Here is a 25,350-nt window from a genome sequence, read left to right as displayed (position 1 = left end):
CGTGTAGCACGATAGCCGGGTGCCGCACCCATCACCAGCCCCGCGCCCGGGCCTCGACGTGGATCCCGTCGTCGTCGGGCGCCGGGTCCGCGCCCTGCGCGAGGAGCAGGGGATCTCGCTGTCCACACTCGCCCGGCTCGCCGGTGTCGGAAAGGCCACTCTCTCCGGTCTGGAGCACGGCACCCGCAACCCGACCCTGGAGACGCTCTGGGCGGTCACCGCGCAGCTCGGCGTACCGCTGACGGCGGTGCTGGCGGAGCCCGCCGCCGGGCCCACCGTGCACGGCACCGCGGTCACCGCCACCCTGCTGGAGGTCTTCACCGACACCGACGCGACTTACGAGCTGTACCGGATGCGGGTCGCGCCCGGCCCCGGCCAGCTCTCTCCCGCCCACCCGGCGGGAGTCACCGAGCACGTCACCGTGTTCGCCGGGGTGCTGCGCGCCGGCCCGGCCGACGCACCGCTGACGGCCACGGCCGGTGGCCACCTCCGCTGGGTGTCGGACGTGCCACACACCTACGCGGCGGTGGGCGACGAGGAGGTCGCCGCGAGCCTGCTGCTGCGCTATCCGCGCCGCTGAGACCCCGCCGATCGGTCACGGACCGTCGACCTCGTCGACGATAATCGCAATCATTTCTCGACCTAGGTAGGAGGCGTAGAGACGAATGCCGGTTGTTCTTGGCAAGCTTGACCCCATGACGCTGATCCTCCGCTCGGTCATCCTCAACGACATCGGCTTGGTGCGCACCAACAACGAGGACTCCGCCCTCGCCGGTGACCGCCTGATCGCGGTCGCCGACGGCATGGGTGGGCTGCCTGCGGGCGAGGTGGCGAGCGAGATCGTGATCCGGATCCTGGACGAGCTGGCTCCCCCCACCGACCCCGACGGCGCCGCCGACGCGCTGCGTGCCGTGGTCAGCACCGCCAACCAGCGCATCCACGCCGCCATCACCGTCGACCCGAGCCGGGACGGCATGGGTACGACGCTCACCGCGGCGCTGCTGGCCGGGGAGACGCTGGTGCTGGCCCAGGTGGGCGACTCCCGCTGCTACCTGCTGCGTGAGGGGGAGCTGACCCAGCTCACCCGGGACGACACGTTCGTGCAGGCGCTTGTCGATCAGGGGACTCTCTCTCCCGAGCAGGCCCGCCACCACCCGCAGCGGTCCCTGGTGACCCGGGCCGTGCAGGGCGCCGACACCCCACCGGCGGTCGGGGTGCTCACCGTGGTCGCCGGTGACCGGCTGCTGCTGTGCAGCGACGGGCTCTCCGACTACGTCGAGGACGAGGCCATCGCCGCGGCCCTGGGCATGTACGCAGACCGCCAGCAGTGCGGGGAGCAGCTGGTGAAGCTGGCTCACCACGCCGGTGCACCGGACAACGTCACTGTCGTGGTCTCCGACGTCGTCGCCCGCTGACCCGTACGGCTCCCTCGGCGGCTCACCCGAACCGACTGGTTCGGGGGCCGCCGCCTGCGCCGCCGTCGCCACCTGCGGCACCTGCCGGTCGGCTGACGCCGGGCCGGCCGTGGATCGGGCCAATCCGGTTGCTGCGACCAGCGCGGCGGGTTGAGATGGGCGAATGACCATTCGCCGGGTGACCGACGACGACCGTCTCACCACCAGCTTTCCGCTTGCCGCGTACGCCTTCGAGTCCTCGCCGCTCAGCGCCGCCCGGACGGCGGAGTTCCGCGACTACCTGCCCTACAACCAGGGCAACCGGACGTTGATCGCCGAGGAGGACGGCACCACGTTGGCCGCCGTCTCGGCCATCCCGATGCGACAGAACCTGCGCGGGGTGGTGCTGCCGATGGCCGGTGTCGCCGGGGTGGCGACCCATCCGCTGGCCCGCCGGCAGGGGCACGTCCGGACGTTGCTGCACCAACTCCTCGACGAGATGCGCGACGAGGGCCATCCGCTCAGCGCGCTCTATCCGTTCCGGCCCAGCTTCTACGCCCGGTTCGGTTACATCGGGCTGCCCAAGCCGCGCCGGGTCACCTTCAGCCCAGCCAACCTGGGTTCGCTGCTCCGGGTGGATCTGCCCGGCGAGGTCAGCTGGGAACGCATTGCCGCCGGCTATCCGGCGTGGCGGGCGTTCACCGAACGCAACCTCCAGGAACGACACGGCTTTGCGATCTTCCCGGACCACCGGGCGGTCGGGATGCGTGACCGCGACGAGTTCTGGCTGCTCACCGCCCGGGTCGGTGGGGAGGTCACCGGCGCGGTGACGTACCGGATCGACGAATACGGCGGCACGCTGCACGGCAACGAGCTGCTGGTCACCGACCCGCTCGCGAGGGCGCTGCTGCTGCAGTTCTTCGCCCGGCACGTCGACCAGATTCAGCGGATCACCGTTCAGGTTCCGCCGGACGAGTTGCCCGAGCTGTGGCTGACCGATCTGGACGTGCACGTCGAGGCCCGTACCCAGGTGCCGGGTGCGTCCGCGCCGATGGCCCGGCTGCTGTCGCTGGACGCGTTGAGCGGGCTGCCCGCGGGCACGGGCCGGGTGCGGATCGAGCTGACCGGTGACCGCTGGTTGGCCGGCACCCACCTGCTTGACGGCACGACCGGGGCGTTGGAGTTGGTCGATGACACCACCGGCCGCGCGCCGACCGCCACGCTCACCGCAGCCGGTCTCTCCGCCCTCGCGTACGGGGTGCTGGACCCGGCCGAGCTGCCGCTACGCGGTCTGGGCGAGGTGCCGGTGGACGCCGCCACGGAGCTGCGCGGCCTCTTCCCCCGCCGGGTGCCGTACCTCTTCGCCGACTTCTGAGCCCTCCTCGCAATCGGGTTTGTCGCCTCGGCGAACGTGGGTACGGTCCCGCGAATGCCGGAGTGGTTACAGGCGGGTGGATGGGGGTTGCTGGCCGGGTCGGCTCTGCTGGTCGGGGCGGCGGTCGGCTGGTTCGCTCGGGTGCCGCAGCGCGTCATCGCGTCGATCATGGCCTTCGGCGCGGGAGTGCTGCTCTCCGCCGTGTCGTTCGAGTTGATCGCCGAGGCGCACGCGCAGGGCGGGCTCCTGCCCACCGCTCTCGGCGCTGCCGCCGGCGCGGTGGTCTACACGGTGGCCAACCTGGCTCTCGCCCGGCACGGTGCTCGGCACCGGAAGCGGTCCGGCGACCAGCAACCCTCCGAGAGCGAGCAGCCCGGCTCCGGCTCGGCGCTCGCCGTTGGCGCGCTGCTCGACGGCGTACCGGAATCGGTCGTGATCGGCGCCAGTCTGCTCGGCGGCGGCACGGTCAGCCTGGTCACGGTGGCGGCGGTGTTTCTCAGCAACGTTCCGGAGGGGCTGTCCAGCGCCGCCGGCATGCGCCAGGCTGGCCGCACCCGACGGTACGTGTTCCTGCTCTGGACCGGGATCGCGCTGATCAGTGGCGTCGCCGCGCTGGTCGGCAACACGCTGCTGGGGGGCGCGCCGCCGGAGGTGCTGGCCGCCATCACCGCGTTGGCCGCCGGCGCGATCCTCGCCATGATCACCGACACGATGGTCCCGGAGGCGTTCGAGAACGCGCACCTGCTGGTCGGTCTGATCACCGTCGCCGGCTTCCTGACCGCCTTCGCCCTCTCCCACGCCTGACCGGCGGGCCGGCCGTGCGGGCGGCCAGCCGCCCGGCGCGGCTTAGCTGCGCATTAAACCGGCCCGGCGGATTCGTCGCGACGCCGTCGCGGCTCCTAGCATCACGGGGTGCGCATGACGTCGCTTGCCGCTCTCCTCGTCCTCGGTGTCGCCACCGCGACCCTGCCCGCCTGCGCGCCCAACGACCCGGCCCCCGTCTTCGAGGCCGGCTCGACCGCCTCGCCGACGGCCCTGCCCACCGGCGGTCAGGGTGAGACGCCGGGGGCTCGCGACGGCCTCGGCGGCCCGGGAGCCAGCGCCAGCCCGAAGCCCGCCAACAAGGTGCTTGCCGCCGGCAACCCGAACGGCAAGGCCACAGTGCCGGCCGAGGCGCGAGCGGCGGACACCTCGAAGCCGACCCGCAGAATCGGCACGGGCACCCCGGCGAGCTGCACCTCCGCGGCGGTGGTGAAGGCCGTCGCGGCTGGCGGTGTCATCACGTTCAACTGTGGACCGGCCCCGGTGACGATCAAGATGGCCGCCACCGCGAAGGTCCGCAACGCCAACGGGCCGAAGATCGTGCTGGACGGCGGCGGCACCGTCACGCTGAGCGGCCAGGGGCAGCGCCGCATCCTCTACATGAACACCTGCGACGAGGCCCAGGGCTTCACCACCTCGCACTGCCAGAACCAGGACCACCCGCAGCTCACCGTGCAGAACCTCACCTTCGCCGACGGCAACTCCACCGGCGAGAAGGCCGAGGGCGGCGGCGGTGGGGCGATCTTCGTACGCGGCGGGCGGCTGAAGGTGGTCAACTCGCGCTTCGTCCGCAACCGCTGCGACCGCACGGGCCCCGACCTGGGTGGCGCGGCCGTCCGGGTGCTGAGTCAATACGAGAACAAGCCGGTGTACGTGGTGGGCAGCACCTTCGACGGCGGCTCCTGCTCGAACGGAGGGGCGCTGAGCAGCATCGGTGTGTCGTGGGTGGTGTTGAACAGCCTGCTCAGGAACAACGAGGCGATCGGCAGCGGCGCCAACCCGGCCAAGTCCGGTACGCCCGGCGGCGGCAGCGGCGGCGCGATCTACTGCGACGGCAACGAGTTCACCGTACGGATCGCCGGCACGATCATCGAGAACAACAAGGCCAACGAGGGTGGCGGCGCGGTCTTCTTCGTGAGCAACAACCGCACCGGCACGATGAGGATCGAAAACTCGACCCTGCGGCGCAACCCCAGCGCCAAGTTCGAGACCCGCGGCTTCCCCGGCATCTTCTTCCTGGGCGCCCGCAACCCCACCCTCATCAACTCCAAGCTCTCCTAACCCACTCCCCGCCCCGCCCCGCGCCGGTGATCAAGAGGTTTCGGTCATCTCGGCGATGCTTTCTGACCGAAGCTCTTGATCAACGAGCTGTGGGGTGGGGTGGGTCAGTAGGGGTTTCCTTCGCCTGGGGGCGGGCGTGGAGGAGGGCGGCGGGGCGTCCGGGCAGGTTCGGTGCGCCGGACATCGGAGGGCTTGACGTGTGGTCGCCGTCGGCCATTCCGGCGAAGAGTTCCTTGAGCGCCGTCAACGCACTGATCTTCGGCTGCCAGCCCAGCTCGGTCTCCGCGCGCTCGCTGGACATCAGCGGGGCGTTCAGGCCCAGCTCCACCCAGCCCGCGTCGACCGGTTGCAGCCGCGCCCGCCAGGTCAGCGCCGCCGCTGCCCGCAGCACCGGCGCGGCAACCGGCACCGTCCAACCATGGAAGTGCCGGGCCACCAGCTCCGGCGTGAGCACCGGGTCCGCGGCGACGTTGAAGGCGCCGCGCGCATCACCCAACACCGCCCGCGCGTACGCGTCAGCCACGTCATCGGCGTGCACCGCCTGCATTCGTAACCGGCGGTTCGTCGGCACCAGCGGGATCCGGCCGAAGCGCAGCAGCCGCACCGGCGCCAACGGGCCGAGGAAGTAACGCGTGATCTCCGCACCGGCGGCCCGCTGGAAGATCAACCCGGGGCGCATCCGTACCACCCGCAGCGTCGGCTGATCCCGTTCGAGCCCGTCCAGCAGCGCCTCCACCTCCGCCTTGTGCTCGCTGTACGACGAACCGGGCACACCGGTGGCCGGCCAGCGCTCACTGATTGGGTGGTCCTTCGGGCCGGGGGCGTAGGTGCCGACCGACGAGGCGTACACCAGGGCCGGCACGCCGGCCTGGACCACCGCGTTGATCACCGCCCGGCTGCCCTCGACGTTGGTCCGGCGCAGCACCCGCTGGTCGTGGCTGGGCTGGATCTGCCAGGCCAGGTGCACCACCGCGTCCGCACCCGCGAACACCTCGGCGAGCTGCCCGGCCGCGCCCGGCGCGCCGATGTCGCAGGAGTGCCACTCCACCTGGTCGTACGGCTCGCCGGCATCCGGGCCGGGCAACCGTCGGACGACCCCGGCCAGCTCAACGCCCCGCTCCCGGCGCAGCCGCCGCAGCAGCGCCGTACCGACGTTGCCGCTCGCCCCCACCACCACGATCCGCATGCCCGACCCCGTACCCGCCCAGCAGCAGCTCAACCACCCACCAGCGCTGCGGGGGCCCGCTCCGCCCCGCCCCGCCGCTTGATCCACTCGACTTCCTGAAAGTCGCGGCATCCCAGCGCCCAGGACAGCCCGACTTCCGGGATCCCGAGTCCCGCCACCTGGGTGCTGCCGACGTCAGGCTCGTGCCGTGGCGGTCGAGCGGTGTCCGCAGGTCGGGCAGGCGTCGTCGAGCACTCGCCGACGTACCGTCTGGTGTCGTGCGGCCTGGCCGGCGACGGCCGCTGCCAGCAGCGCCGCGCCGACAAGAAGGATCGACCCGGTCGTGGTGGCGTAGGCCACCGAGGTCGGTCCCCCTCCCTGGCTGCCCCAGATGCCCTGGCTGAGCTGGTTGGCGCCGAACAGGGCGGCCGGGGTGGCGAGCAGCACTGTCGCCCAGAGGCCGGCGTCGTCCGCTCGCAGGGCGCGACCGAGGCCGACGAGCAGGACCAGTGCGAACATCAACCCCCCGACCATCGCCAACAGTTCGGGGATCGAGCCGTACGAGGTGAACATGTTCCCGCCGTTCTCGGCGGCGCTGAAAGCCACCGATGCGACCGTCACACAACCGGCAGTGAGCGGCGGCAGGCCACGCGCCACCCAGCCGGGATGGGAGGGCAGCGCGAGCGTGGCCAGGCCCAGCGCGACGGCGGGCACCAGCACGAACAGCGGTGGCCCCGGCTGCCCGGTGGCGGCGGCCACGGGCGGCACGACGACGGTCAGCAGGAGACCGCCGGCCGCGACAGAGCGGGCCCAGGCCCCGGGCAGCGCCGTGGCGGTGAGGGCGACGAGCAGCCAGCCCAGCCAGATCACGGCCCCGAGGGTCTGGAACGGGCCGACCGGATCCAGCCCGGCGAAGCGGGGATCTTCGAACTCGACCTGCAGGAGCAGGAAGACGGAGACCGCGACCAGGGTGTTCAGCGCGGCGGTCGCGGCCAGCGGGAGAGCCGCAACCAGCCCCAGTGCGCCGTACCCGCGCAGTCGCTCTCGAAGCCCGGCGCCGAGCAGGTCGACGGCGTCGTGTGGGGATGGCCAGCGCCGCCCCGGATCGACGGTGTCGAGGTACGTCCCGACGATCTCGTCGCCCCGCTCAGCCTGGTAGTCACCCGGGTAGGCCCACAGCAGCCGCCGGTAGCGGGACTCCAACGGCGACCCGGCCTGATCCTGCGCGGGGTTAGGCTGGTTCATGCCGGGCCTCCGGTCGGTCGAAGGATGGGGCGGGCAACCGTCAGAGGGCCGCGTGAGGTGCCATCGGCGGCGCGGGTGCCCGCAGGTCGAGCACGTAACCGCTGCGTGGCGGCCTCGACGTTGCGGCGCAGTCGTTCGGTCTCGGCGGTGAGCACGGACCGGCCAACTTCGGTGAGCCGGTAGTAGCGGCGTAGCCGACCCTCGACGACCTCCTCGCGGTCCCGCTCCACCAGCCCCTCGTCGCTGAGGCGGTCGAGTGCGCCGTAGAGGGTGCCGGGCCGCAGCGCCAACCGCCCACCGGAGAGGGCCGCGACGTCGCTGGTGATGCCGTAGCCGTGCATGGGCTCCCGCGCGAGCGCGGTGAGGATCAAGAAGGTGGGTTCCCGCAGTGGCGTGGGCGTGGGCATGACGTCAACATATCGGTGATGAAGCTATACCGGTGACAAAGCCCTGCGGAAGTGTGCCGGAGATGTCAGGCCGGTGCGCCAGCGGCTCGCTCAGGCCTGCACCGCCGACGGATGTCCGTGGCGCGGGCGTAGACCGGCATCGCTCCGCCGGACCGGGGGCGGACATCAGCCGGGCCGCAGACGGTCGGGTAACCTGAGCGCGCGGGCCGCTAGCTCAATGGCAGAGCTGTGGACTTTTAATCCATAGGTTCAGGGTTCGAGTCCCTGGCGGCCCACTATTCAGCGCCTCTGAGCTGCGGCAACTCCGACCGGAGATCATCGGGCACGGCCAGGGCCCAACTCCGGCGTGACGAGTTAGGCGGCCAGTTCCTCTGCGGCAGACGGAATGGTGGCAGCGTCGTCAGCGGTGCTCGCCGAAGACCGCCGCGGCCACCTGGTAGCTGTCGAACGCCCGGGCCGCCCCGGCGTACGCCTCCAGGTGGATGAAGAGCTCGACGATCTCCTCCTTGGTCACGCCGGACGTCAGCGCGATGCGCAACTGCCCCCGCAGCGGCTCGTGGGTGCCCAGCGCCGCCGCGACGGCCACCGAGATCAGGCAGCGGCTCCGCAGGTCCAGGCCCGGTCGCGGCCAGGAGTCGCCGAAGGTGTGCTCGGTCGCCAGCCGCCGGAAGTCCTGACCGACCGCGGGTTCCCCGTCGGCCAGCGGCAGGGTCAACGGTTGGCCGAGGAGGCGCTCCGCGGTGTCGAGGGCCTGCTGGTATCGGGGATCGTCGGGCATGCGTTGCCACCTCCGCACGTGTCAGCCGATCGACTGCCGTTCGGTTCCAGCATCGCCCCTACCCCGGCGTTCGGTCGGCCGTTCCGGCAGACCGGTGGTCGGCATAGCATCGGGTGCGGTGGAACGCCTGCCCAATCTTGTCGAGCACTCCTCACGCCAACTACCGGCAGAGTGAGCCGATCAGCTCCTCGAAGCCGGGGAACTCTTCGCGCGCTGCGGTAATGACCTCATCCGCCGACCTGCGACGCGACGGTGCCCAGCGTTGGGCGATCTCCGCAAGGCGGGCATCCGTACGAGGCTCGTGTTCGTGCTCGGGATAGGCCGTCGCTTCCCACGGACCGAAACCGTCGGCGACGAGCCACAGGTAGTCCCACAGGGTTTGCGCCACGACGCCCGTCTCGCCCTCCGAACCGAGGAACACCACCGGCTGCTGCTCGATCGGCTCACCGTGACGCACCAGCCAGAACGCGGCGAGGCCTCCGGTGCCGTCCTGCCCGAAGACCCGGAACTCGGAACCGTCCAGCTCCGCGTTCCCGGTCCACGCCCTCCACCACTCGGCAATCTCGCCCGAGTCGAGGAAGTGAGGGTACGGCTCGAATTCGACGCCGACGCCGTCCCGGTAGTCGAAGCCGACTTCGTGAGCTTCGGACAGCGGAGTCGGCAAGGTGCGACCATCGTGATCCACGGCAGCACCCTAGCGAGGAGGACCGACGGACCGGTCTGGTGCCGGCCAACGGCTCGGGCCCCGGGGTTCACCGGTCCAGCGCGCTCCCCAGCCGCTTGAGGGCGTCACGGGTGGCCGCCGACGCGATCACCGCGTAGATCTCCATGGTGCAGGCATATCCGGGCTGACGCTCGACGTCCGAACTCAGATGTGCCGTGTGCTGCTAGCTTGGCGCTTCGGCGTCATCAACATGGAGTACACATGCCCAACGTGGTCCTCATCGCCGAGCCGGTAGTTGACATCGCTTCCGCTGCGCGGGCTCTGGCAGACGCCATCGGCCTACAGGTTGTCAGTGCGGGCAACGTCTTCCGCGATCACGTGCAGCAGCAGACTCCGCTGGGCAAAGAGGCGAACCGGTATGTGCAGGCCGGACATTTTGTACCGAATGAGCTAATGGTCAGAGCCATCGCTGAGGTCCTAACCCACGTCGACGGCAGCTGGGTGATGTACAACTTCCCCCGCAACATCCGCCAAGCTGAGTTGCTGACACAGAGCAGCCATGCCCCCAACGCAGTGATCGAACTTTCCCTGACGGAGGACCAAGGTCGCCTCGCCGCGCAGCGCCGGGTGGAACATCGGATAGAACTGGACTCCAAACAAGCCGCGCGACGCCAGCAACTATTGCTTTTGTACTCGCGATCACAGGAGACCTACCAAGAGCAAATCGATCCGTTGCGCGCCTATTACCGGACCCATGGCCTGTGGCAGACCGTCAATGGCTTCGGCGACTTCGAGGACGTAGCAGGCAGGCTGATCCAAATGGTCTCCGACAACCCCAGGGGGCGTACGTGAACCGGTGCGACGCGTTGAGCAGCTGTGGCAGCCCAACTGCGAAGGCCGAGGACGTTGTCGACAGCGGTCGGGTTCCGCGCCAGCAGCGTTCGGGGTTCGAGCGCTGCTAGCCTGACGCCTTTCGGCGAGAGGCGGAGGCTGCCCGGTGCACAGGATTCTGCTGCGTGGGTTGGTCGCGGTGGCGACCGTCTCCGTGGTGGCCGCCTGCGGTTCGCCAACGGCTCCCGGAGCGGATCGATCCCCAGACGCGACAAAGCAGGCGACGGCCACGAAGTCATCTCCGCCAGCGGTTCCGGCGACCGGCGGGCCCGGGTACTCCGCGGCGCTGTCCGCACGCCTGGTGACCCCGGAGTCGCTACCGCCCGGCTTCACCGTGCAGATCGCGACCACCATGGCACTCGATGCTGGCGATCGACGTCCAGACGTCGGCGCAGCGTGTTCGCGCAGCATGATCCCGCTGCTGTCGGCGAGGCGGCTGACCGGGACTCCGTCAGCGATAGCCGCAGCCACCCTCAGCTTCGACGCGGGTCCCGATGACCTGTGGGTGGGAACGGAAGTCCTCAGGACCTACACCGACGACGGTGCGCGGCGAGCGATGGCGGCCCTGCGGACGTTCATCGGCGGTTGCCCGACCCTTGTGCTGCCTGACCAGGGCGGCAGTTACCGCTTCGCGGTCGCGGCCGGGCCGCAGTTGGGCGATGAGAGCCTTCACGTCATCAAAGCCACGACGTCGGGTCCCGACACCCTGGAGTGGGACGTCATCCTCGTCCGGACCGGCACCACCCTGGTGGTGGTTCAGGCGGAGGGCAACAAGCCTGGCGGTGCCGAACGCCTCACCCGGGTGGCCGAGGCCGCGCTCCACAGATTCCAGACGACCGGGTCCTGAACGCCCCGGAATCCGGCGCGTTGCAGCGGATCAACGACGAGGTTGGCACCTGGCGCGGCGGGCTGACGTAGATATCCTCTTCAGGTGCTGGGTCGTGTGGAGATCGTTGACACGGGTCCGGCACTGCGAAGGGACTATCGAACATGCCCCGTGTGGTACCGGCGGTCATCCGCGCACTCGACGTCCTGGAGCTGTTTCTGGACTGCCCTCAACTGTCGGCCCGCCAGGTGATGGAGCGGCTCGATCTGCCCCGCACGACCGTCCACGAGTTGCTCGTGACGCTTGAGGCTCGCGCGTACCTGATCTCCATTCCGGGTCAGCCCGTGCAGTATCGGCTCGGCATGCCGCTGTTCCAGTTGGGCGCGGCGTTCGCGGGCCGGCTTGATCTGGTACGCGAGGCGCAGGGCGTCGCGCGGGACGTGGCCGCCGCGTGCGACGAGGCGGTTCATGTGGCGGTGCTCGACGGCGCCGATGTGATCTACCTGGTCAAGTTCGACAGCACCCACCCGGTTCGGATGGTTTCCGGGGTCGGGCTGCGGCTGCCCGCTCACTGCACGGCCGTGGGCAAGGTGCTGCTGTCGGCCCTCGATGAGGCGGACCTGGATGCCGTCCTGCTGAAGGACCCCCTGCCGGGCATGACGCCGGACAGCATCACCGATCCGGATCTTCTTCGTGAACATCTGGACCGGGTCCGGGTGGAGGGCGTCGCTGTCGACATCGGTGAGTCGGACACTGCGATGCGATGTGTCGCCGCGGCGATTCGGGACCACACCGGCGCCATCATCGCTGGGATGAGCCTGTCCGCGCCGATCATCCGTTGGACGCCTCAGGTGCAGGTGGAGTGGACCGGGCTGGTTCGCGAGGGGGCGGCCGCCTTGTCGGCTCGTATGGGCTACCGGGCGCAGCCTCGATAGGCAGCCTCCCGCTTTCGGTTCGGAACAACATCGAAACATTGACATCGCTCATCGTGTTGCCCTAGCGTCGCGACCACTCGATACGGTATATCGAACCTAGTTCGAAATCTCGAACGGCGGTGGTCCCGTGACCCGACCGAACTGGAACGTCAGCGCTACTGCCTCGGCCCGGTCGCCGATCGCCTCGACCCCGTCGCGCCATCCGACGAGCGGCACCCGACATGTCTCGGGTGGCTTCGACGAAGCGCGCGGCAGTGGCCGTCCCACGGTGACGGGCGGGCCCGCTCACCACCGTGGCGACCCACCGACGCACTGATCTCGACGGGCGACCCTCGGCGGTCGTCGGCAGAAACCAACTGGAACACAACCGTCGCGGTGTCCGCCAGTGTGCCTTCGGCGTGCCGCCGTGCGCGGGAGATGAAGGAGGCGAGTGTCCATGGAGGACAAGACGGGGTGGTCACGGCGCGGCTTTCTGGGGATGGGGGTTGGGGTGCTCGGCGCGGCCGGTCTGGCCGCGTGCGGTGGCGAATCCGATCCGCCCAGCAAGGTCCAGCCGGAGGTTCCGCAGGAGCTGATCGACGCCGCGGCGGCGATGAAGGGCTCCTCGATGGGCATGCTGTCGCAGAAGCTGTACTCGACGGCGGCGAACGAAGCCGTCGACAGCTCGATCAAGAAGTTCGCCGACACCACCGGCACGAAGATCGAGAACAGTCTGGTCCAGGCCGACGCCGGTGACGTGGTGGCCAAGATCGACGCCGAGGTCAAGGGCGGGGTGGCCCGTGACCTGGCGTTCATGACCGACTCACGGTTCGTCGCGCAGTTCCAGGCGCTGGGCGACCTGGAGGACGTGACGGACGTCGTCACGGCGCTGACCGCCAAGTACGGCGAGCCCTGCGCCGAGGCCAAGAACTTCTGCGTGTTCGACGGCAAGTGGTTCGCCATCCCGTACCACTTCATCGGGATCGGGTCGTTCCTGCGCAAGGACTGGATGCAGGACAAGGGCATCACCCCCAAGGACATCTACAGCTGGGAGGAGCTGCGGGACCTGTGCCTGGAGATCTCCGACCCGGCCAAGCGCCGGTTCGGCTGGGGCATGACGGTGAACCGGTCCGGTGACGGCAACGGCATGATCGAGGCGCTGATCAACGCCTACGGCGGGTCGATCGCCGCCAACGACGGCCGGAAGGTCACCTTCAACTCCCCGGAAACCGTGCAGGCGGTGACCTTCCTCGGCGACATCTACACCAACCCGAAGTACAAGCCGATGTTGCCACCGGGGATCGCGAGCTGGACCGACACCAGCAACAACGAGAACTGGCTCGCCGGGATCCTCGGCTACACCCGCAACCAGTTCAGCGTGTACGCGGACTCCAGGACCAAGAAGAACCCGGTGCACGCCAACACCCACGTGTTCTCCGACTGCATCGGGCCGGCGACCGACAATCCGCTGCTGCTCGGCCAGTCGCAGGGCTTCGTCGTCTTCAAGGGTGCCAAGAACCCGGCGCTCGCCAAGCTCCTGGCGCAGTACCTGGTCAGCGCGCCCGCGCTGCTCGGGGTGGCGAAGGAGGCGCCCGGCCTGGTGATGCCCGCCTGGGAGAAGGTCTGGGACGCCGACCCGTTCTTCACCAGTGGCGACCCGGCGTTCCCCATGCTGCGCAAGATCACTGAATTGAAGCTGCCGCTCAACACGAAGAACGGCCTGACCTTCCCGCAGAAGGCCAGCGCGGGCCAGCAGGCGGTGGGGTCGGCCTACGTCCTCACCGACATGATGCAGCAGGTCGTGCAGGGCACCGCGCCGGCGCAGGCCGTGTCGGCCGCCCACGCGAAGATGGTCCAGATCTTCAACCAGCAGGGGCTGCGACAGTGAGGTCTGTCCGTCCTGCCCGGGTCCCGGCGGCGAGGAGATCTTCGGCGTCGGGGCCCGGCTCCCTCACCGCTGTCCAGCGGCGGCTGGGCCGCGACTGGCGACTCGCGGCCCTGTTCCTGGCACCGATGGCGGTGCTGGTCGGCGGGCTCGTCCTCGTGCCGATCGCCCGGTCGATCATCACCAGCACCACGGAACGGCACGGGCAGGACACCGTCTTCGTCGGCCTAGACAACTACCTCGCGCTCGTCGGCGACGACCAGTTCCACACCGGCGTGGTGAACTCGTTCGTATTCACCGCGTACGCCGAGATTTTCAAGGTCGTGCTGGGATTGGCCGCAGCCCTGCTGCTGCACCATCGCAGACGTGGGCGGGCCGTGCTGGCCGGGCTGCTCCTGGTGCCGTGGGTGGTGCCGACGGTGGTGACGGCGTTCAGCTGGCGCGCGCTGCTCGACCCGATCTTCGGCAGCGTCAACACGCTGCTCACCGCCACCGGGATCGGGCCGCTGCTGGCCAGCGCGCACCTTGTCGACAGCTGGCCCGCGGGCTGGCTGTCCGACCCGTCGCTGGCCATGCCGTCGGTGATCCTCGTCAACGTCTGGAAGGGGGTGCCGTTCTTCACCGTGTGTTTCCTCGCGGGGTTGAAGGCCATCCCGGCGGACCTCTACGAGGCGGCGACGATCGACGGCGCCTCGTCGTGGCAGCGGTTCAGAAGCGTGACGCTGCCCGGACTGCGCCACGTGATCACCGTGACGGTGACGCTGTCGTCGATCTGGACGTTCAACAACTTCGACCTCGTCTGGTTGCTGACGCAGGGCGGCCCGGGCGACGTGACAGCGCCGTACGTGCTCATCGCCTACTCGAAGGCCATCCTGCAGCTGCAGTACGGCGCGGGCGCGGCGGTCACGCTCGTCATGCTGCCGATCATCGGCGGGCTGGTGTTCGTCCTGGTCCGGTTGTTGCGCCAGGACACCACCATCAAACTGCCCCGGCAACGCCGCACAGCGCTGCGGATCGGGGCACAGCGCTGGGCCGGGACGGCGCGGCGGGCACTGCCGTGGGTCGTCACCGCGCTGGTCACCGGTCTGCTGCTCTGGGCGTCACCGCAGATCTTCTGGAAGGCGGCGGTGGTCCTCGGTGTGATCCTGCTGATCGCGGCGGGGGTCGGCCGGGTGGTCTCGACCCTCCAGTCCCGAGGTGGTCGCCGTTCGTCGACAGTTGTGTCGGGCCTGGGTTCCTGGGCCGCGCTGGCTGGCCTGCTCTTCTTCGTACTGGGCCCGCTGTACTGGATCTTCGTCACGGCCTTCAAGTCCGAGGGCCAGGTCGTCATGCGTACCGACGACCTGTGGCCGACGCCGTGGACGCTTGAGCAGTTCGGCGCCCTGTTCGACAACCAACCGTTCGGCCGCTGGTATCTCAACACCCTGCTGGTGTCCGCGGCGTCGACCGCTGTGGCACTGGTCTGCGCCGCTCTGGCGGGCTACGCGCTGGCCCGGCTGCGGTTCCGCGGGGCGCAGGGCTTCACCGTCACGGTGCTGCTCACCTACGTGATGCCGGGCGCGCTGCTGTTCATCCCGCTGTACCAGATGCTCATCGGCGCACGACTCACCGACTCGTTGTGGTCCCTGGTGGTGACGTACCCGACCTTCACGCTGCCGTTCGCCACCTGGCTGCTGGTGGGCTACTTCTCGTCGATCCCGATCGAGTTGGAGGAGGCCGCCCTGGTCGACGGGTGCAGCCGCATCCAGGCGTTCGGCCGGGTGGTGCTGCCGCTGGCCAAGCCAGGGCTGCTGGCGGTCGCGCTCTTCACCCTGACCAACGCCTGGAACGAGTTCCTCTTCGCCTTCGTGTTCATCACGAAGGACGAGTACAAGACCCTCCCGGTGGGGATGCAATCCATGATCGCCGGAGACGTCGTGCCGCAGGGACAACTCGCCGCGGCGTCGCTGCTGGTCAGCATCCCCGTGGTGATCATGTACGCCCTGGGGCAGCGCTTCCTGACCGAGGGGCTCACCGCGGGCGCGGTGAAGGGGTGAGCCGACGGGCAGCCGACGGCTCGCGCTACCAGGCCATGTTGACGGCCCGCTCGAAGTTGACGTAGCCGGCGCGGGCGAAGGCATTCGCCATGGGTACGTTGCCCAGGTCGGTGGCCGCGCGGATACGGGGGACGTCCTCGGCGGCCAGGGTTCGGGTGCCCTCGGCGAGGAGGCCCGCTATTCGGTGCCGACGATGATCGCGCCGCTGACCGTGTCCACATACCACCGCTGGTACTGCTCGATCGCCCATCCGCGTTGCCGGACGAGCCAGTCGAAGTTGCGGACGTCCTGGGCCACCCAGAGGATGTCGGCCACCGCGTCGACGCTCAGGTCGGGGCGTACGCCTCCCGTGCCGACGAGTTCGGCGGCGAACATGGCCATGCCGCGGCGGCGGTCGTCGACGTTCTTGCGCCAGATCTCGGCGGCGTCCGGATCGGCCGTGGCCGCGCCGGCCAGTGCGAGCATCACCTGGGCCTGCCGGGCGTTGACCTCGGCCAGGTGACGGGCGTAGCGGACGAGCTTGGCCCGAGGGTCGGCGAGGGCGCGGATCTCGGCGACGAAGGGCCGGTCCGGCAGGGCCACCGGTTCGTCGTCGCCGGCCAGGGTGACGTCGACCAACTGGGAGAGCAGTTGCCGCTTGCTGCCGAACACCGCGTACAGGGTCTGGACGGCGACGCCGGCTTCCACTGCGACAGCGGTCAGCGGTGTGGCCGCGTAGCCCGGGTCGACGAACAGTCGGCCGGCCGCTTCGAGGATCGCTCGCCGAGTCTGTCGGGCCTGCTCCTGTCGGCGGGAAGACTCATAACGTCTCTTGACAACCACCTCCCAACTGTAGTGCTCTATTGGATAGAGTCTCACTCTATCGAGAGGTGGCGGCCATGCCGTTCGGTGTGTTGCAGGAGATGCCCGGCGTCAGCGAGGCGGAGTACCGGCAGGTGGAACGACACCTCGGACCAGACCGACCGCCGGGGCTTCTCGCGCATGTCGCCGGGCCGACGGAGGACGGCTGGCGGATCATCAACATCTGGCAGGACGAGGCGGCATTCCGCCGGTTCCAGTCCGAACGGCTGGTCCGGGCTGCTGGCTTGGCGGCACAGGAGGACGGCTTCGACCCGACGAAGGCGGCTCACTTCCGCTCGATGAGCGTCGACGGCACCGAGATGCCGTTCTGATGGCCGACACCGCCAGCCTGCGGGCTCGCGGCGCCGCTTTCTGGGCGGGCGCGGCAGCTGGCTGGATTCGCCACGCCGATCGGCAGGACGAGACCGGTCGGCCGCTGGGCGCGGCTGCCATGGATCGACTGGCCGCACGACCCGCCGAGCGAATCCTCGATGTGGGCTGCGGCTGCGGCGGCACCACGGCCGAGATCGCCGCCGCAGTCGGCGAGACCGGCGCGGCGATCGGTGTCGACATCGACGAGGCGATGGTGACCGCCGCTCGACGCCGATTTCCCACCGACGGTTACCCAGGCATCCAATTTCACGTGGCCGACATCGACACTCTCGATGTCGTGCCTGGTGCTCCGTTCAACGCGGCGTTCTCACGAATGACCCTGATGCTGTTGGCGGATCCGGTCGCCGGCTGCCGCACGATCCGGCGATCACTGCGCCCGGGAGGGCGCCTCGCCGCGACCGTCTTCCGCGACAGCGGCGTCAACCCGTGGCTGTCCTCGGCCATACTCGGCGCCGCACCGCATCTCGGACCGTTACCACCACTCCCGGTCGGGGACGAGCCCGGCCCGTTCGCGTTCGCCGACCCGGCGCGGCTCACCCGGATCCTCACCACCGCCGGCTTCACCGCCATCACGATCACACCGTGCGATGTCGCCCTGGAAACTCCTGACGACGCGGACGCGGTGGCCGAATGGCTCATCGAGGTCGGCCCGGCCGGTGCCGCGTACCGGACGGCTCCGCCGGCTGGTCAGGCTTCGGCCCGGGCGGGGGTCGCCCGGCTGCTCGGCCGGTTCCGTGAGCCTGGCGTCGGCTACCGGCTGCCCACCGGCCTCTGGCTCGTCACCGCGAACGCCGCCGGAACCCCAACCCACCACGAACCCTGTGAGGACAAGATCCCATGAGTACGTTCAGACCGCTCGCACCGGCCCTCTGCCTCGTGCTCGCCCTGGCGGCGTGCACCGAGGCCGACGCGCCCGAGCCCGCTGCGGCACCAGACACGACACGATCGACCAGCGCGGCCCGATCCGCTCCGGCCGACGGTTCCCCGGTGTCGGCGAAGGACGTGTGCGCCTACCTGGACGACCAGGTGCCGACACTCAAGGGGATCGGGTCCGAGACGGGCGCGATGGCCAACCTCACAGTGAACCTCTATTCCTGGTACGAGAAGCAGGGCCCTGTACCCAACGGCCGTGACATCGACGACCAGACCCGCAAGGAATGCCCGGCGACTCGGACCGAGGTGCTGAAACTCGCCGGCATGGAGAGCTTCGAGCGGCTGTAGCCGCCGCGAACGCGACGCCCGATCACCGGACGGTTGCGGCCGTCAGTGCCCCAGCTGCTTCTCGAACCAGTGGTGGGCGTAGTGCTCGGTGTTGTACGCCTCGATCTCCCGGTAGCCGGTCGCCCGGTAGAGGGCGATCGCCTCGGTGAGGGCGCGGTTGGTGTCCAGCCGGACCGCTGAGGCTCCGCGCTCGGCGGCGTACCGCTCCAGCTCACCCAGCAGCCGCCGCCCGACGCCGAGCCCGCGTACGGTGTCGGACGCCCACACCCGTTTGACCTCGGCGGGCGCGTCGGGGTGGAGTTTGACGGCCCCGCAGCCGATCGGTTCGCTGTTGAGGGTGGCGAGCAGGAGCACCCCGTTGGGCGGGACGAGCGCTTCGTCGGGGAGTGGTTTGCTCAGTGCGGGGTCGAACCCGCCGTCGAATCGCCGTGCGATGTCGCGGACGTAGGCCCGCAGGCACGCACGGGCTCGCGGGTCGCTCGGTGGGCACGGCTCGATGACGACCATCGAGCCCATGAGCAGCCGTTCGACCTCGGCCATGGCGGTGACGAGCCGTTCGCGGCGGTGTTCGCTGAGCGGTTCGAGGATCGAGGCGGCGAGATTGTCCGACCGCTGGTCGAGGTCGGTCCACTGGGTTCGGCCGGCCTCGGTGAGCGTGGCGACGCGGACCCGGCCGTCGCCGCCGGTCTGGTCGACCGGTCCGACGGTGACGAGGCCGTCGTTCTCGAGGATGCGCAGGAGTCGACTGAGATATCCGGAGTCCAGGCCGAGCCGGGCCCGTAGCGCGGCGACCTCGGCACCGGCGGGGCCGATCTCCCAGAGCAGCCGAGCCTGCCCGAGAGGGCGCCCCTGGGCCATGTACTCGTCGTCGAGCGCGCCCACCCGTTGGGTGACCGTCCGGTTGAAGCGCCGCACGGCGGCGACGAGAGCCGAGTCCATATGGCTGACTTTAGTCAGGCATAGGACTGCACTTCTACTGCCGGCCGAGGACGCCGTGCTCGGTCACCCGCCCGCGCCGGCTGCTGCTCTGCTCCGGTTACCGGTGGCCGGGCCGGGGGCGTTGACCGGCGGGCGGCCCTTCACCCACCGACACGGCGATGGCGGGCAATCCCTCCTTCACGCTTGGGAACCACCGCTGCGTGCCGCCGTAGGCCAGCGGCACGCAGCGGACCTGGTCAGTTGTCCCAGTCGACGATGAAGGTGTGCTCGTTCCAGCCCGACAGGGTGCCGTCGGCGCTCCGGCTGCGGATCTTCAGAGTGTGGTAGCCGGATTGGGTCGGTGTGTAGCTGAGAGAGATCTTTCCATCCGCCCCGGCGGCGACAGTGGTCTCCGGTCCGCTCCGGAAATTCACCTGGAACTGGTAGACGTACTCGGTGACGTTCGGCATCTGTGGCTGAACGTCGAAGGTGCCCTCCACGCCGACACCGCCACTGGTCCTCCACGCGGGGTAAACAGTGGAACTCACCTGCGGCGCGCTTGAGACGTAGAAGCTGGTTCCCGAACCGCCGGAGAGCGCGCCAGTGGCGTTGCGGGCCTGCACCCCGAGGTAGTAGCTGCCGTCCTCGGTCGGGGTCCAGGTGAGCCGACCGACTCCGTCCGGCCCGGCCTGCAGGACATGCTTCTCATCGTCTGGAGACAGCGACCAGACGTACTCCGTCACGCCTGGCATGCGGGAGGTGAAGGTGAAGGTCATCGGCTGCCCCGGCTTGCCCTGCTCGGGGCCGGTGACCTCCGGGCTCACCTCATCGGGTCGGGCGTACGGCTCCGCGACGGCCGACAGGACACCGCCCGCAGTACGGCTGCGTACCTTGAGTTCCAGTGGCCACATCGCCATCGAGGGCACCCAGGTGAAGCTCGCCGTTCCGTCGGACGCCGCGCGCACTGTCGTCTTCTCCGGCTCGTCGTTGAACCAGTACTCGTACTCGATCACGTCGGGCATGCCCGGGCTCAGCGAGACGGTGCTGACCTTCCCCATCATCAGATCCCCGTCGAACTGCACCTTGGGTGCGGTGTCGACGGTGAAGGTGTAGGCACGCCACGCACTGAGCGCGCCAGTCGCGTCGCGGGTACGCACCCGTAGCGTGTTCAGCCCACCCACGCTGGGCGTGATGCTCACCGTGGTCGGCCCTTCCGCGGCGACCGGAGCGGTCTGGTTTTCTCCCTCGTTGACCTGGTAGACGAACCGGGTCGCGCCCTCCTGACTGCTGGTGAACCAGAACTCACCGGGCACCCCGATTCCGCCGGCGGGACCCCCGGGCGTGTAGAACCAGGACTCGACAGTGGGCCGGGTGTCCCGCACCCAGTAGTTGTAGTAATTGACGTCGGAGGTGTTACCCGCACGGTCGACGCTCTGCACCGTCAGGTACTGCTGGCCCGCATCCTCCGGCCGCAGGGTGATCGTCGCCGTCCCGCCCGGACGGTCGGCCTTGACGTCCTTGTCCGGCCAGTACCGGCCCCACCGGAAGGCGACCACGTCATCGTCGTTGGCGCTGAAGGTGAACTTCCCAGCGAGGCCGACGTCACCGGTCGGCTGGTCGGCGTTGGGATACTCCGGCGAGGTCACGGTGGGCGTGCTGGGTGCCGTGGTGTCGACGGTGAAGTAGCACGTCCGCGTCCATGGCGACGTGGCGTCACCCATTGCCCAACGCGAAGATCGACTCGGTCTCGCCGAGCCGGTCCATGTCGGCCTCCGTGCGCCGGATCTGCCAGGTCTCGTCGTCGGCCGTAGGGGCGGTGGACTGCGGTTGATCGGTGGCCGAACCGGTCTGCACGAGGTCTCCTGTCGATGTCGACGTTCTGCGACAGCCAACCAGAGCCGGCTGTGCGGAACCTGGACGAAGGTCGGACAGACCACCCGGCCTTCGACAGCAGCGATGCCCTCTCAGGCGTTCCTAGGGTGTGCCCAAGGTGAACAGGGTATGAACGTGAAGTGAGGTGATGCATGGTCGACAACGGCAGCATTGACGTTCCGGACATCAGCGCCGAGTGGTACAGCGACGTCGTCGACGCCGCCGCCGGCAGCCCAGAGCCGGTGCAGTGGTTCGTCGGGCACGCCACCGAGGGGGTGATCCTGCTACTCGGCGCACTGCTGGTGATGGCCGCGCTGAGCCGCCGGTCCGGCGGCCCGCACGACCGGGCACTCGCCCTGATCGCGCCCGTGCCGGCGGTCCTGGCGTACGTGGGCAGTGAGTTCCTCAAGACCGTGGTGGACGAGGATCGCCCCTGCCGGACGATCGGTCGGGAGATCATCGCGGGGGTCTGCCCACCGCCGGGCGACTGGTCGTTCCCCAGCAACCACGCCACCATCGCCGGCGCGTTGGCGGTCACCACGTTGCTGCTCTCCCGCCGACTCGGCCTGGTCGCGCTGCCTCTGGCCGCGCTCGGCGCCTTCTCGCGGGTCTTCGTGGGCGTGCACTACCCGCACGACGTGATCGCGGGTGTGCTGTTCGGCGCCCTGGTCGCCGTGGTGCTCACCCCGTTGCTGGCCCGCCCGACCAGCGAGGTGCTCCGCCGCCGGGCCAACCGTTCCGGCAGCCCGGCCCCCAAGCTGGCCAGCCGAACCCGCCCCTGACCAGCCGCGAGGCGGGTCAGGTCGCCAGCAGGAGGGCGGCCGTCGTGCCGAGCAGCAGAAACGGGCCGAACGGCAGGTGGGTGCTCCAGTTGGCGCGGCGGGTGGCCAGCAGGACCAGACTCACCACTGCGGAGAGCCCGAAGGTGAGCACCAGTCCGAACAGCAGCACCGGCCAGCCGTACCAGCCGAGCAGCGCGCCGACGCTGAGCGCCAGCTTGGCGTCGCCCAGCCCGAAGCCGCGGCGGCCGAGCAGCACCGCCGTGCTAGCGAAGAAGAGCGCCAGCCCGGCGCCGCCGATGACGGCTCGCAGCCAGTGCCCCGGGTCGGCGTCGAGCGCGGCCACGCCGAGCAGCAGCCAGGTCCCGGCCGCCGCGGGCAGTGTGAGCCGGTCCGGCAACCGGTGCACGGCCAGGTCCACGAGGATCGCCGGGATGGTCCAGCCCAGCCACCAGATCAGCGCCGGCAGCGCCCCGCCCGGCGGACCGGCGATCGCCAGCAGCACCGCCGCCGCGAGCAGTGCCAACTCGACGGTGGCCGGCGGTGGGCCGACCCGGGCGCGGCACTGACCGCACCGGGCCGCCGGGCCCAGCGCCGGCCAGGGGTGGGTCAGGCCGACCGGCGCGCCGCAGGCGTCGCAGCCACTCCGGCTGGGCAGACCCGGGGGTACGGCGTGACGCAGCGCGGCCAACCGCATCAGCGGACTGATCGCGAGGATCGCGAACACTGTCGAGACCCGGGTCCGTGCCACCGCCGAGGCGGGGTCGCCCGGTCGTTCGCGCGGCGGAGCGGGCGTCGCCGGGCCTGCGGGTTCCGTCGTGGCACCGGACGGCCGGGGGGCCGGACTCCGATCGGGTCGGTCTTCCCGACCGGGGGTGGCCGCCGAGGGGCCGGTCAGCGCCATGTCTCCTCCATTTCGGCTGACTGCTCCCCTGCGACGGCGAACACGGATCGTGATTGCACGCTCGCTGCGGTGTAGCGGATGGCGCAGAAAGCGACCTGCCGACCCGAGCCAGCACGGGCGCTTTCGACCAGTTCCGCGTCAGGCGTGCCGCTGGACGAGGCAGCCCGCCGACGGGGTGCCGACGTCGCTCGAATGCCGGGATGAGACCGCGATGTCCCACTCCCGCGACCGGTGACGCGACTGTGGTGAACCCGTCCGGCCCGGCGACGCTCCATCAATAACGACAGTTCGCTCACCCATTGCCCGGGGAGCAGTGTGGACACCTGCCATCACCACCTGTCATCACGCTGAGTGTTCGCTTGAATTGCCTCTGTTGCATCGGCGAGCGTCAGCCTATGCTCGCCCCTTGGGTGTGACGCAAGCCTCACCTTCACCATCGGACGACACAGGACCCCCGATTTTTAGAAGATCCGTAACGGTGAATGCAGAAGCGCAATGAACGCTCCGGATGTGATCCGGGCGCGCTTCCGTATGCCCGGCGGCGGTGAACCCTCACCACCCCGGGCGACCACGAGGAGGCTCGACGGTGCGCGGAAGGCAGCTCAGAAGAGCGGCAATCTGCCTGCTGGTGGGCGTGGCGGCGATGCCGGTCACCGCCTGCGCCAGCGGACGGGAAGCGGCCGAACGGCCGACGGAAGTTCGCGACAACGGACCCCGTACCGATTCCGACGTCGAACGACGCGCTGCCGAAAAGGCGGCACTTGACGCGTACTCCGGTTATCTCGCGGCCTCGCGTACGGCCGGCCTGCGCAGTGATCCGCGTTCGCCGGAACTGTCCCGTTTTCTCGGTGATCCACTTTTGACTCGGGTTCGGGTGTCCATTCGTGAGGCCAAGGAGCACGGCGCTATGCGTACCGGGACGTTCAAGTCCGACCCGACCGTGACCGCCGTCAGCCTGGACGCGAAGCCGGCCACGGTGGAGATCCAGGACTGCCTGGACACGACCGGCTACCGGCTGGTCTACGCCAAGGACAAGCGCGCTGTGCCGGGCAGCGGTGGTGGCAGACACCTCTCCACCGCCACCGCGACCCGATATCCGAACGGTCGCTGGCTGATCAACTACGGCGCGACGCACCGGGACCAGCCGTGCTGAGCCGGGCCGTGACAACCCGACGCGTGCTCGCCGCGATCGGCCTCACGCTCCTGCTGGTGGTGAGTGCGGCCCCGCCGGCCACCGCCGTCCTACGGGCCGACCCTGGAGCCGGCTGCCCGCCCGACCAACCCGACTGCAGCGTCTGGGACGACGAGCCCGGCAACCCCGGTGATCCCGGCGGCGGCGGGGACAACGGTGGGGGCGGGGACGACGGGGGCGGCGGCGGGAGCGGCGTCTGCCAGTGGAACGGGCGGACCATCCCCTGCTACGACGAGGACCTGGGCTGGTTCAACAGCGGCGACGGGTGCTACTACAAGCTGACCGAGGGGCCGGTCGAACCCCCCGAGGGTGAGCAGTGGTACCTGCAGACCTGCAACGGCGGCGACCTGGGTGCCCAGGCTGTGGTCTCGCTGGCCGACCCGCCGGCCGGCTTCGGTGCCCCGCCGGACCCGGAGGAGCTGGCCCGTCGCGCCCTGGCGTCGATCAGTCTGCTGCCGGCCCGGCTGAAGGTGGCACCCCGAAAGAGCATTGGCCCCGGCCTGGTCGGCCTGCCCGTCTGGATGTGGGCAACCCCGGGGAAGAACTACTTCGGCCCGCTCTACGCCGACGAGTCCGACCGTGGTCTGACCGTCTACATCGAGGCGAAGGTCGACCGGATCGTCTGGGACATGGGCAACGGCAGGACGGTCACCTGTCACAGCGCCGGCACCGAGTACAAGGCCACGGGCACGCGGGCGGGTTCCACCTCCCCGGACTGCGGCTACGACAAGGGCTACCCGAAGGCAGACACCTACGACGTCACCGCCACCACGCACTGGACGGTGAGCTGGTGGACCAACAGCGACGCCACAAGGCGGGTGATCCCGCAGACCCGGAGAAGCGGCATCGTGCAGATCCAGATCAACGAACTCCAGGTGGTCACCAGATGAGCCTCGCAACGCGCAACGGGACCCCGTCGGTGGACGCGCCCGTCAACCCGCCCACAGTGGTCCGCCAGCGCCGGGTCCGTCCCGGGCTGCTCGGTCTCGCCGTCCTCCTGATCGCGCTGGGCGGGCTCGGCGCGGCCTTCGCGGTCACCTCCGTACGGGCCACCGGCAGCTACCTGGCGGTGGCGCGACCGGTCGAGGTGGGCCGGGAGATCAGCGCGGCCGACCTGGTCACCGTGCAGGTCGCCGGCGGCCAGGGGTTGCGTCCGGTGCCCGCCGCACGGCTCGACGAGGTGGTCGGCAAACGGGCCGCGGTAGCGCTGCTTCCGGGCACGCTGCTCACCCTGGGACAGGTCACCGACGACCCGCTGCTCGGCCCCGGGCAGCAACAGATCGCGCTCGGCCTGAAGACCGCCCAGGTGCCGGCCCGTGAACTGCACCCCGGCGACAAGGTCCTGCTGGTCAGCACCCCCGACAACGATGCCGACGAAGACACGGCCGCCGCCGGCACCCGGTTCGCGGCCACCGTCATCGACATGGTCAGCCCGGCCAACGACGACAGGGTCCTGTACCTGGCGCTACTGACCCGTGATGTGCCCGCGGTGGTGGCGCTCGCCGCACAGGAACGGCTCGCCGTCGTACTGACCGAGGCGGCCTGAGC

27 protein-coding genes and 1 tRNA gene are annotated in these 25,350 nt (G+C 69.9%); 18 read left to right on the top strand and 10 right to left on the bottom strand.

Going from position 1 to position 25,350, the window contains the following annotated elements; all coding sequences use genetic code 11:
• Positions 1-19: 19 nt before the first annotated feature.
• The 5 genes from ACIBEF_RS07315 (at position 20) to ACIBEF_RS07295 (ending at position 4,872) form a co-directional block, all read left to right on the top strand.
• Positions 20-580 (top strand): helix-turn-helix domain-containing protein, encoded by a 561-nt coding sequence (locus ACIBEF_RS07315; RefSeq protein ID WP_396792005.1) that lies wholly within the window; start codon positions 20-22, stop codon positions 578-580.
• Between the two features lie 115 nt (positions 581-695).
• Positions 696-1,415 (top strand): protein phosphatase 2C domain-containing protein, encoded by a 720-nt coding sequence (locus ACIBEF_RS07310; RefSeq protein WP_355004776.1) that lies wholly within the window; start codon positions 696-698, stop codon positions 1,413-1,415.
• Between the two features lie 163 nt (positions 1,416-1,578).
• A complete protein-coding gene (gene eis / locus ACIBEF_RS07305) occupies positions 1,579-2,769 on the top strand; it encodes an enhanced intracellular survival protein Eis (protein WP_396792003.1) in 1,191 nt (396 codons plus the stop codon).
• A gap of 54 nt (positions 2,770-2,823) precedes the next feature.
• Positions 2,824-3,573 (top strand): ZIP family metal transporter, encoded by a 750-nt coding sequence (locus ACIBEF_RS07300; protein WP_396792001.1) that lies wholly within the window; start codon positions 2,824-2,826, stop codon positions 3,571-3,573.
• 114 nt (positions 3,574-3,687) lie between these two features.
• Positions 3,688-4,872 carry a hypothetical protein gene (locus ACIBEF_RS07295; protein ID WP_396792232.1) on the top strand — a complete coding sequence of 395 codons (1,185 nt, stop codon included), beginning with the start codon at positions 3,688-3,690 and terminating at the stop codon, positions 4,870-4,872.
• Between the two features lie 79 nt (positions 4,873-4,951).
• Here ACIBEF_RS07295 and ACIBEF_RS07290 read toward each other — a convergent pair whose 3' ends face one another.
• The 3 genes from ACIBEF_RS07290 to ACIBEF_RS07280 all read right to left on the bottom strand — a co-directional run bounded on the left by ACIBEF_RS07290 (position 4,952) and on the right by ACIBEF_RS07280 (position 7,689).
• Positions 4,952-6,058 carry an NAD-dependent epimerase/dehydratase family protein gene (locus tag ACIBEF_RS07290; RefSeq protein WP_396791999.1) on the bottom strand — a complete coding sequence of 369 codons (1,107 nt, stop codon included), beginning with the start codon at positions 6,056-6,058 and terminating at the stop codon, positions 4,952-4,954.
• A 174-nt stretch (positions 6,059-6,232) separates the two neighbouring features.
• Positions 6,233-7,282: a GlsB/YeaQ/YmgE family stress response membrane protein gene (locus ACIBEF_RS07285; protein ID WP_396791997.1), complete on the bottom strand. Its 1,050-nt coding sequence runs from the start codon at positions 7,280-7,282 to the stop codon at positions 6,233-6,235.
• A complete protein-coding gene (locus tag ACIBEF_RS07280) occupies positions 7,279-7,689 on the bottom strand; it encodes a PadR family transcriptional regulator (protein ID WP_396791995.1) in 411 nt (136 codons plus the stop codon). The genes ACIBEF_RS07285 and ACIBEF_RS07280 overlap by 4 nt, the downstream gene beginning before the upstream one ends.
• Positions 7,690-7,892: 203 nt before the next feature.
• On the opposite strand from ACIBEF_RS07280, the gene ACIBEF_RS07275 reads away from it, so the two are divergent.
• Positions 7,893-7,964 (top strand) — tRNA-Lys (locus ACIBEF_RS07275).
• A 125-nt stretch (positions 7,965-8,089) separates the two neighbouring features.
• Here ACIBEF_RS07275 and ACIBEF_RS07270 read toward each other — a convergent pair.
• A complete protein-coding gene (locus ACIBEF_RS07270; protein WP_088986731.1) occupies positions 8,090-8,467 on the bottom strand; it encodes a carboxymuconolactone decarboxylase family protein in 378 nt (125 codons plus the stop codon).
• Between the two features lie 160 nt (positions 8,468-8,627).
• On the bottom strand, positions 8,628-9,152 hold the full coding sequence (locus ACIBEF_RS07265; protein WP_396791993.1) for an SMI1/KNR4 family protein: 525 nt from the start codon (positions 9,150-9,152) through the stop codon (positions 8,628-8,630).
• A 240-nt stretch (positions 9,153-9,392) separates the two neighbouring features.
• Between ACIBEF_RS07265 and ACIBEF_RS07260 the strand changes: the two genes are divergently transcribed.
• The 5 genes from ACIBEF_RS07260 (at position 9,393) to ACIBEF_RS07240 (ending at position 15,683) form a co-directional block, all read left to right on the top strand.
• On the top strand, positions 9,393-9,983 hold the full coding sequence (locus tag ACIBEF_RS07260) for a nucleoside monophosphate kinase (RefSeq protein WP_396791991.1): 591 nt from the start codon (positions 9,393-9,395) through the stop codon (positions 9,981-9,983).
• A 340-nt stretch (positions 9,984-10,323) separates the two neighbouring features.
• Complete coding sequence (locus ACIBEF_RS07255; RefSeq protein ID WP_396791988.1) at positions 10,324-10,869, top strand: hypothetical protein; 546 nt, start codon at positions 10,324-10,326, stop codon at positions 10,867-10,869.
• Positions 10,870-11,012: 143 nt separating this feature from the next.
• Complete coding sequence (locus ACIBEF_RS07250; protein ID WP_396791987.1) at positions 11,013-11,783, top strand: IclR family transcriptional regulator; 771 nt, start codon at positions 11,013-11,015, stop codon at positions 11,781-11,783.
• Between the two features lie 436 nt (positions 11,784-12,219).
• A complete protein-coding gene (locus ACIBEF_RS07245; RefSeq protein ID WP_396791985.1) occupies positions 12,220-13,650 on the top strand; it encodes an extracellular solute-binding protein in 1,431 nt (476 codons plus the stop codon).
• Positions 13,647-15,683, top strand: a complete 2,037-nt coding sequence (locus ACIBEF_RS07240; protein ID WP_396791983.1) for an ABC transporter permease subunit — start codon at positions 13,647-13,649, stop codon at positions 15,681-15,683. The genes ACIBEF_RS07245 and ACIBEF_RS07240 overlap by 4 nt, the downstream gene beginning before the upstream one ends.
• A gap of 177 nt (positions 15,684-15,860) precedes the next feature.
• On the opposite strand, the gene ACIBEF_RS07235 is transcribed toward ACIBEF_RS07240, so the two are convergent.
• Complete coding sequence (locus ACIBEF_RS07235; RefSeq protein ID WP_396791981.1) at positions 15,861-16,505, bottom strand: TetR/AcrR family transcriptional regulator; 645 nt, start codon at positions 16,503-16,505, stop codon at positions 15,861-15,863.
• Between the two features lie 56 nt (positions 16,506-16,561).
• On the opposite strand from ACIBEF_RS07235, the gene ACIBEF_RS07230 reads away from it, so the two are divergent.
• The 3 genes from ACIBEF_RS07230 to ACIBEF_RS07220 are packed head-to-tail and all read left to right on the top strand — an operon-like array spanning position 16,562 to position 18,137.
• Positions 16,562-16,855, top strand: coding sequence for a hypothetical protein (locus tag ACIBEF_RS07230; protein WP_088950997.1), 294 nt, complete (start codon positions 16,562-16,564; stop codon positions 16,853-16,855).
• Positions 16,855-17,757 carry a class I SAM-dependent methyltransferase gene (locus ACIBEF_RS07225; RefSeq protein WP_396791979.1) on the top strand — a complete coding sequence of 301 codons (903 nt, stop codon included), beginning with the start codon at positions 16,855-16,857 and terminating at the stop codon, positions 17,755-17,757. Before ACIBEF_RS07230 ends, ACIBEF_RS07225 begins: the two co-directional genes overlap by 1 nt.
• Positions 17,754-18,137, top strand: a complete 384-nt coding sequence (locus tag ACIBEF_RS07220) for a hypothetical protein (protein WP_396791977.1) — start codon at positions 17,754-17,756, stop codon at positions 18,135-18,137. Before ACIBEF_RS07225 ends, ACIBEF_RS07220 begins: the two co-directional genes overlap by 4 nt.
• Positions 18,138-18,179: 42 nt before the next feature.
• Here ACIBEF_RS07220 and ACIBEF_RS07215 read toward each other — a convergent pair whose 3' ends face one another.
• The 3 genes from ACIBEF_RS07215 to ACIBEF_RS07205 all read right to left on the bottom strand — a co-directional run bounded on the left by ACIBEF_RS07215 (position 18,180) and on the right by ACIBEF_RS07205 (position 20,909).
• On the bottom strand, positions 18,180-19,076 hold the full coding sequence (locus ACIBEF_RS07215; RefSeq protein ID WP_396791975.1) for a GNAT family N-acetyltransferase: 897 nt from the start codon (positions 19,074-19,076) through the stop codon (positions 18,180-18,182).
• Positions 19,077-19,312: 236 nt separating this feature from the next.
• Positions 19,313-20,776, bottom strand: a complete 1,464-nt coding sequence (locus ACIBEF_RS07210; protein WP_396791973.1) for a hypothetical protein — start codon at positions 20,774-20,776, stop codon at positions 19,313-19,315.
• Positions 20,769-20,909 carry a hypothetical protein gene (locus ACIBEF_RS07205; RefSeq protein WP_396791971.1) on the bottom strand — a complete coding sequence of 47 codons (141 nt, stop codon included), beginning with the start codon at positions 20,907-20,909 and terminating at the stop codon, positions 20,769-20,771. Before ACIBEF_RS07205 ends, ACIBEF_RS07210 begins: the two co-directional genes overlap by 8 nt.
• Before the next feature lie 170 nt (positions 20,910-21,079).
• On the opposite strand from ACIBEF_RS07205, the gene ACIBEF_RS07200 reads away from it, so the two are divergent.
• The gene (locus ACIBEF_RS07200) at positions 21,080-21,709 is read left to right on the top strand and encodes a phosphatase PAP2 family protein (protein ID WP_396791969.1); all 630 of its coding nucleotides are present in this window, start codon (positions 21,080-21,082) and stop codon (positions 21,707-21,709) included.
• A 16-nt stretch (positions 21,710-21,725) separates the two neighbouring features.
• Here the strand turns inward: ACIBEF_RS07200 and ACIBEF_RS07195 are convergent, their stop codons facing one another.
• Positions 21,726-22,403, bottom strand: coding sequence for a prepilin peptidase (locus ACIBEF_RS07195; protein WP_396792230.1), 678 nt, complete (start codon positions 22,401-22,403; stop codon positions 21,726-21,728).
• A gap of 850 nt (positions 22,404-23,253) precedes the next feature.
• Between ACIBEF_RS07195 and ACIBEF_RS07190 the strand changes: the two genes are divergently transcribed.
• Genes ACIBEF_RS07190 through ACIBEF_RS07180 form a run of 3 tightly spaced genes read left to right on the top strand, consistent with a single transcriptional unit; the run spans position 23,254 to position 25,348 of the window.
• Positions 23,254-23,763, top strand: coding sequence for a hypothetical protein (locus ACIBEF_RS07190; RefSeq protein WP_396792228.1), 510 nt, complete (start codon positions 23,254-23,256; stop codon positions 23,761-23,763).
• On the top strand, positions 23,757-24,692 hold the full coding sequence (locus tag ACIBEF_RS07185) for a hypothetical protein (RefSeq protein WP_396791967.1): 936 nt from the start codon (positions 23,757-23,759) through the stop codon (positions 24,690-24,692). Before ACIBEF_RS07190 ends, ACIBEF_RS07185 begins: the two co-directional genes overlap by 7 nt.
• Positions 24,689-25,348 carry an SAF domain-containing protein gene (locus tag ACIBEF_RS07180; RefSeq protein WP_357235714.1) on the top strand — a complete coding sequence of 220 codons (660 nt, stop codon included), beginning with the start codon at positions 24,689-24,691 and terminating at the stop codon, positions 25,346-25,348. The genes ACIBEF_RS07185 and ACIBEF_RS07180 overlap by 4 nt, the downstream gene beginning before the upstream one ends.
• The last annotated feature ends 2 nt before the right edge of the window (positions 25,349-25,350 follow it).

This window comes from Micromonospora sp. NPDC050795 (assembly GCF_044456785.1).
GTDB lineage: Bacteria > Actinomycetota > Actinomycetes > Mycobacteriales > Micromonosporaceae > Micromonospora.
The sequence above is the reverse complement of the archived record's forward strand: the minus strand, read 5'-3'. Positions and strand labels throughout refer to the sequence as shown.

Coding starts and splice junctions, on each gene's coding strand:
- ACIBEF_RS07310 (WP_355004776.1), top strand. CDS start 696: ATGACGCTGATCCTCCGCTCGGTCATCCTCAACGACATCGGCTTGGTG.
- eis (WP_396792003.1), top strand. CDS start 1,579: ATGACCATTCGCCGGGTGACCGACGACGACCGTCTCACCACCAGCTTT.
- ACIBEF_RS07300 (WP_396792001.1), top strand. CDS start 2,824: ATGCCGGAGTGGTTACAGGCGGGTGGATGGGGGTTGCTGGCCGGGTCG.
- ACIBEF_RS07295 (WP_396792232.1), top strand. CDS start 3,688: ATGACGTCGCTTGCCGCTCTCCTCGTCCTCGGTGTCGCCACCGCGACC.
- ACIBEF_RS07290 (WP_396791999.1), bottom strand. CDS start 6,058: ATGCGGATCGTGGTGGTGGGGGCGAGCGGCAACGTCGGTACGGCGCTG.
- ACIBEF_RS07285 (WP_396791997.1), bottom strand. CDS start 7,282: ATGAACCAGCCTAACCCCGCGCAGGATCAGGCCGGGTCGCCGTTGGAG.
- ACIBEF_RS07280 (WP_396791995.1), bottom strand. CDS start 7,689: ATGCCCACGCCCACGCCACTGCGGGAACCCACCTTCTTGATCCTCACC.
- ACIBEF_RS07270 (WP_088986731.1), bottom strand. CDS start 8,467: ATGCCCGACGATCCCCGATACCAGCAGGCCCTCGACACCGCGGAGCGC.
- ACIBEF_RS07260 (WP_396791991.1), top strand. CDS start 9,393: ATGCCCAACGTGGTCCTCATCGCCGAGCCGGTAGTTGACATCGCTTCC.
- ACIBEF_RS07250 (WP_396791987.1), top strand. CDS start 11,013: ATGCCCCGTGTGGTACCGGCGGTCATCCGCGCACTCGACGTCCTGGAG.
- ACIBEF_RS07245 (WP_396791985.1), top strand. CDS start 12,220: ATGGAGGACAAGACGGGGTGGTCACGGCGCGGCTTTCTGGGGATGGGG.
- ACIBEF_RS07230 (WP_088950997.1), top strand. CDS start 16,562: ATGCCGTTCGGTGTGTTGCAGGAGATGCCCGGCGTCAGCGAGGCGGAG.
- ACIBEF_RS07225 (WP_396791979.1), top strand. CDS start 16,855: ATGGCCGACACCGCCAGCCTGCGGGCTCGCGGCGCCGCTTTCTGGGCG.
- ACIBEF_RS07220 (WP_396791977.1), top strand. CDS start 17,754: ATGAGTACGTTCAGACCGCTCGCACCGGCCCTCTGCCTCGTGCTCGCC.
- ACIBEF_RS07215 (WP_396791975.1), bottom strand. CDS start 19,076: ATGGACTCGGCTCTCGTCGCCGCCGTGCGGCGCTTCAACCGGACGGTC.
- ACIBEF_RS07210 (WP_396791973.1), bottom strand. CDS start 20,776: ATGGGTGACGCCACGTCGCCATGGACGCGGACGTGCTACTTCACCGTC.
- ACIBEF_RS07200 (WP_396791969.1), top strand. CDS start 21,080: ATGGTCGACAACGGCAGCATTGACGTTCCGGACATCAGCGCCGAGTGG.
- ACIBEF_RS07195 (WP_396792230.1), bottom strand. CDS start 22,403: ATGCGGTTGGCCGCGCTGCGTCACGCCGTACCCCCGGGTCTGCCCAGC.
- ACIBEF_RS07190 (WP_396792228.1), top strand. CDS start 23,254: ATGCCGGTCACCGCCTGCGCCAGCGGACGGGAAGCGGCCGAACGGCCG.
- ACIBEF_RS07180 (WP_357235714.1), top strand. CDS start 24,689: ATGAGCCTCGCAACGCGCAACGGGACCCCGTCGGTGGACGCGCCCGTC.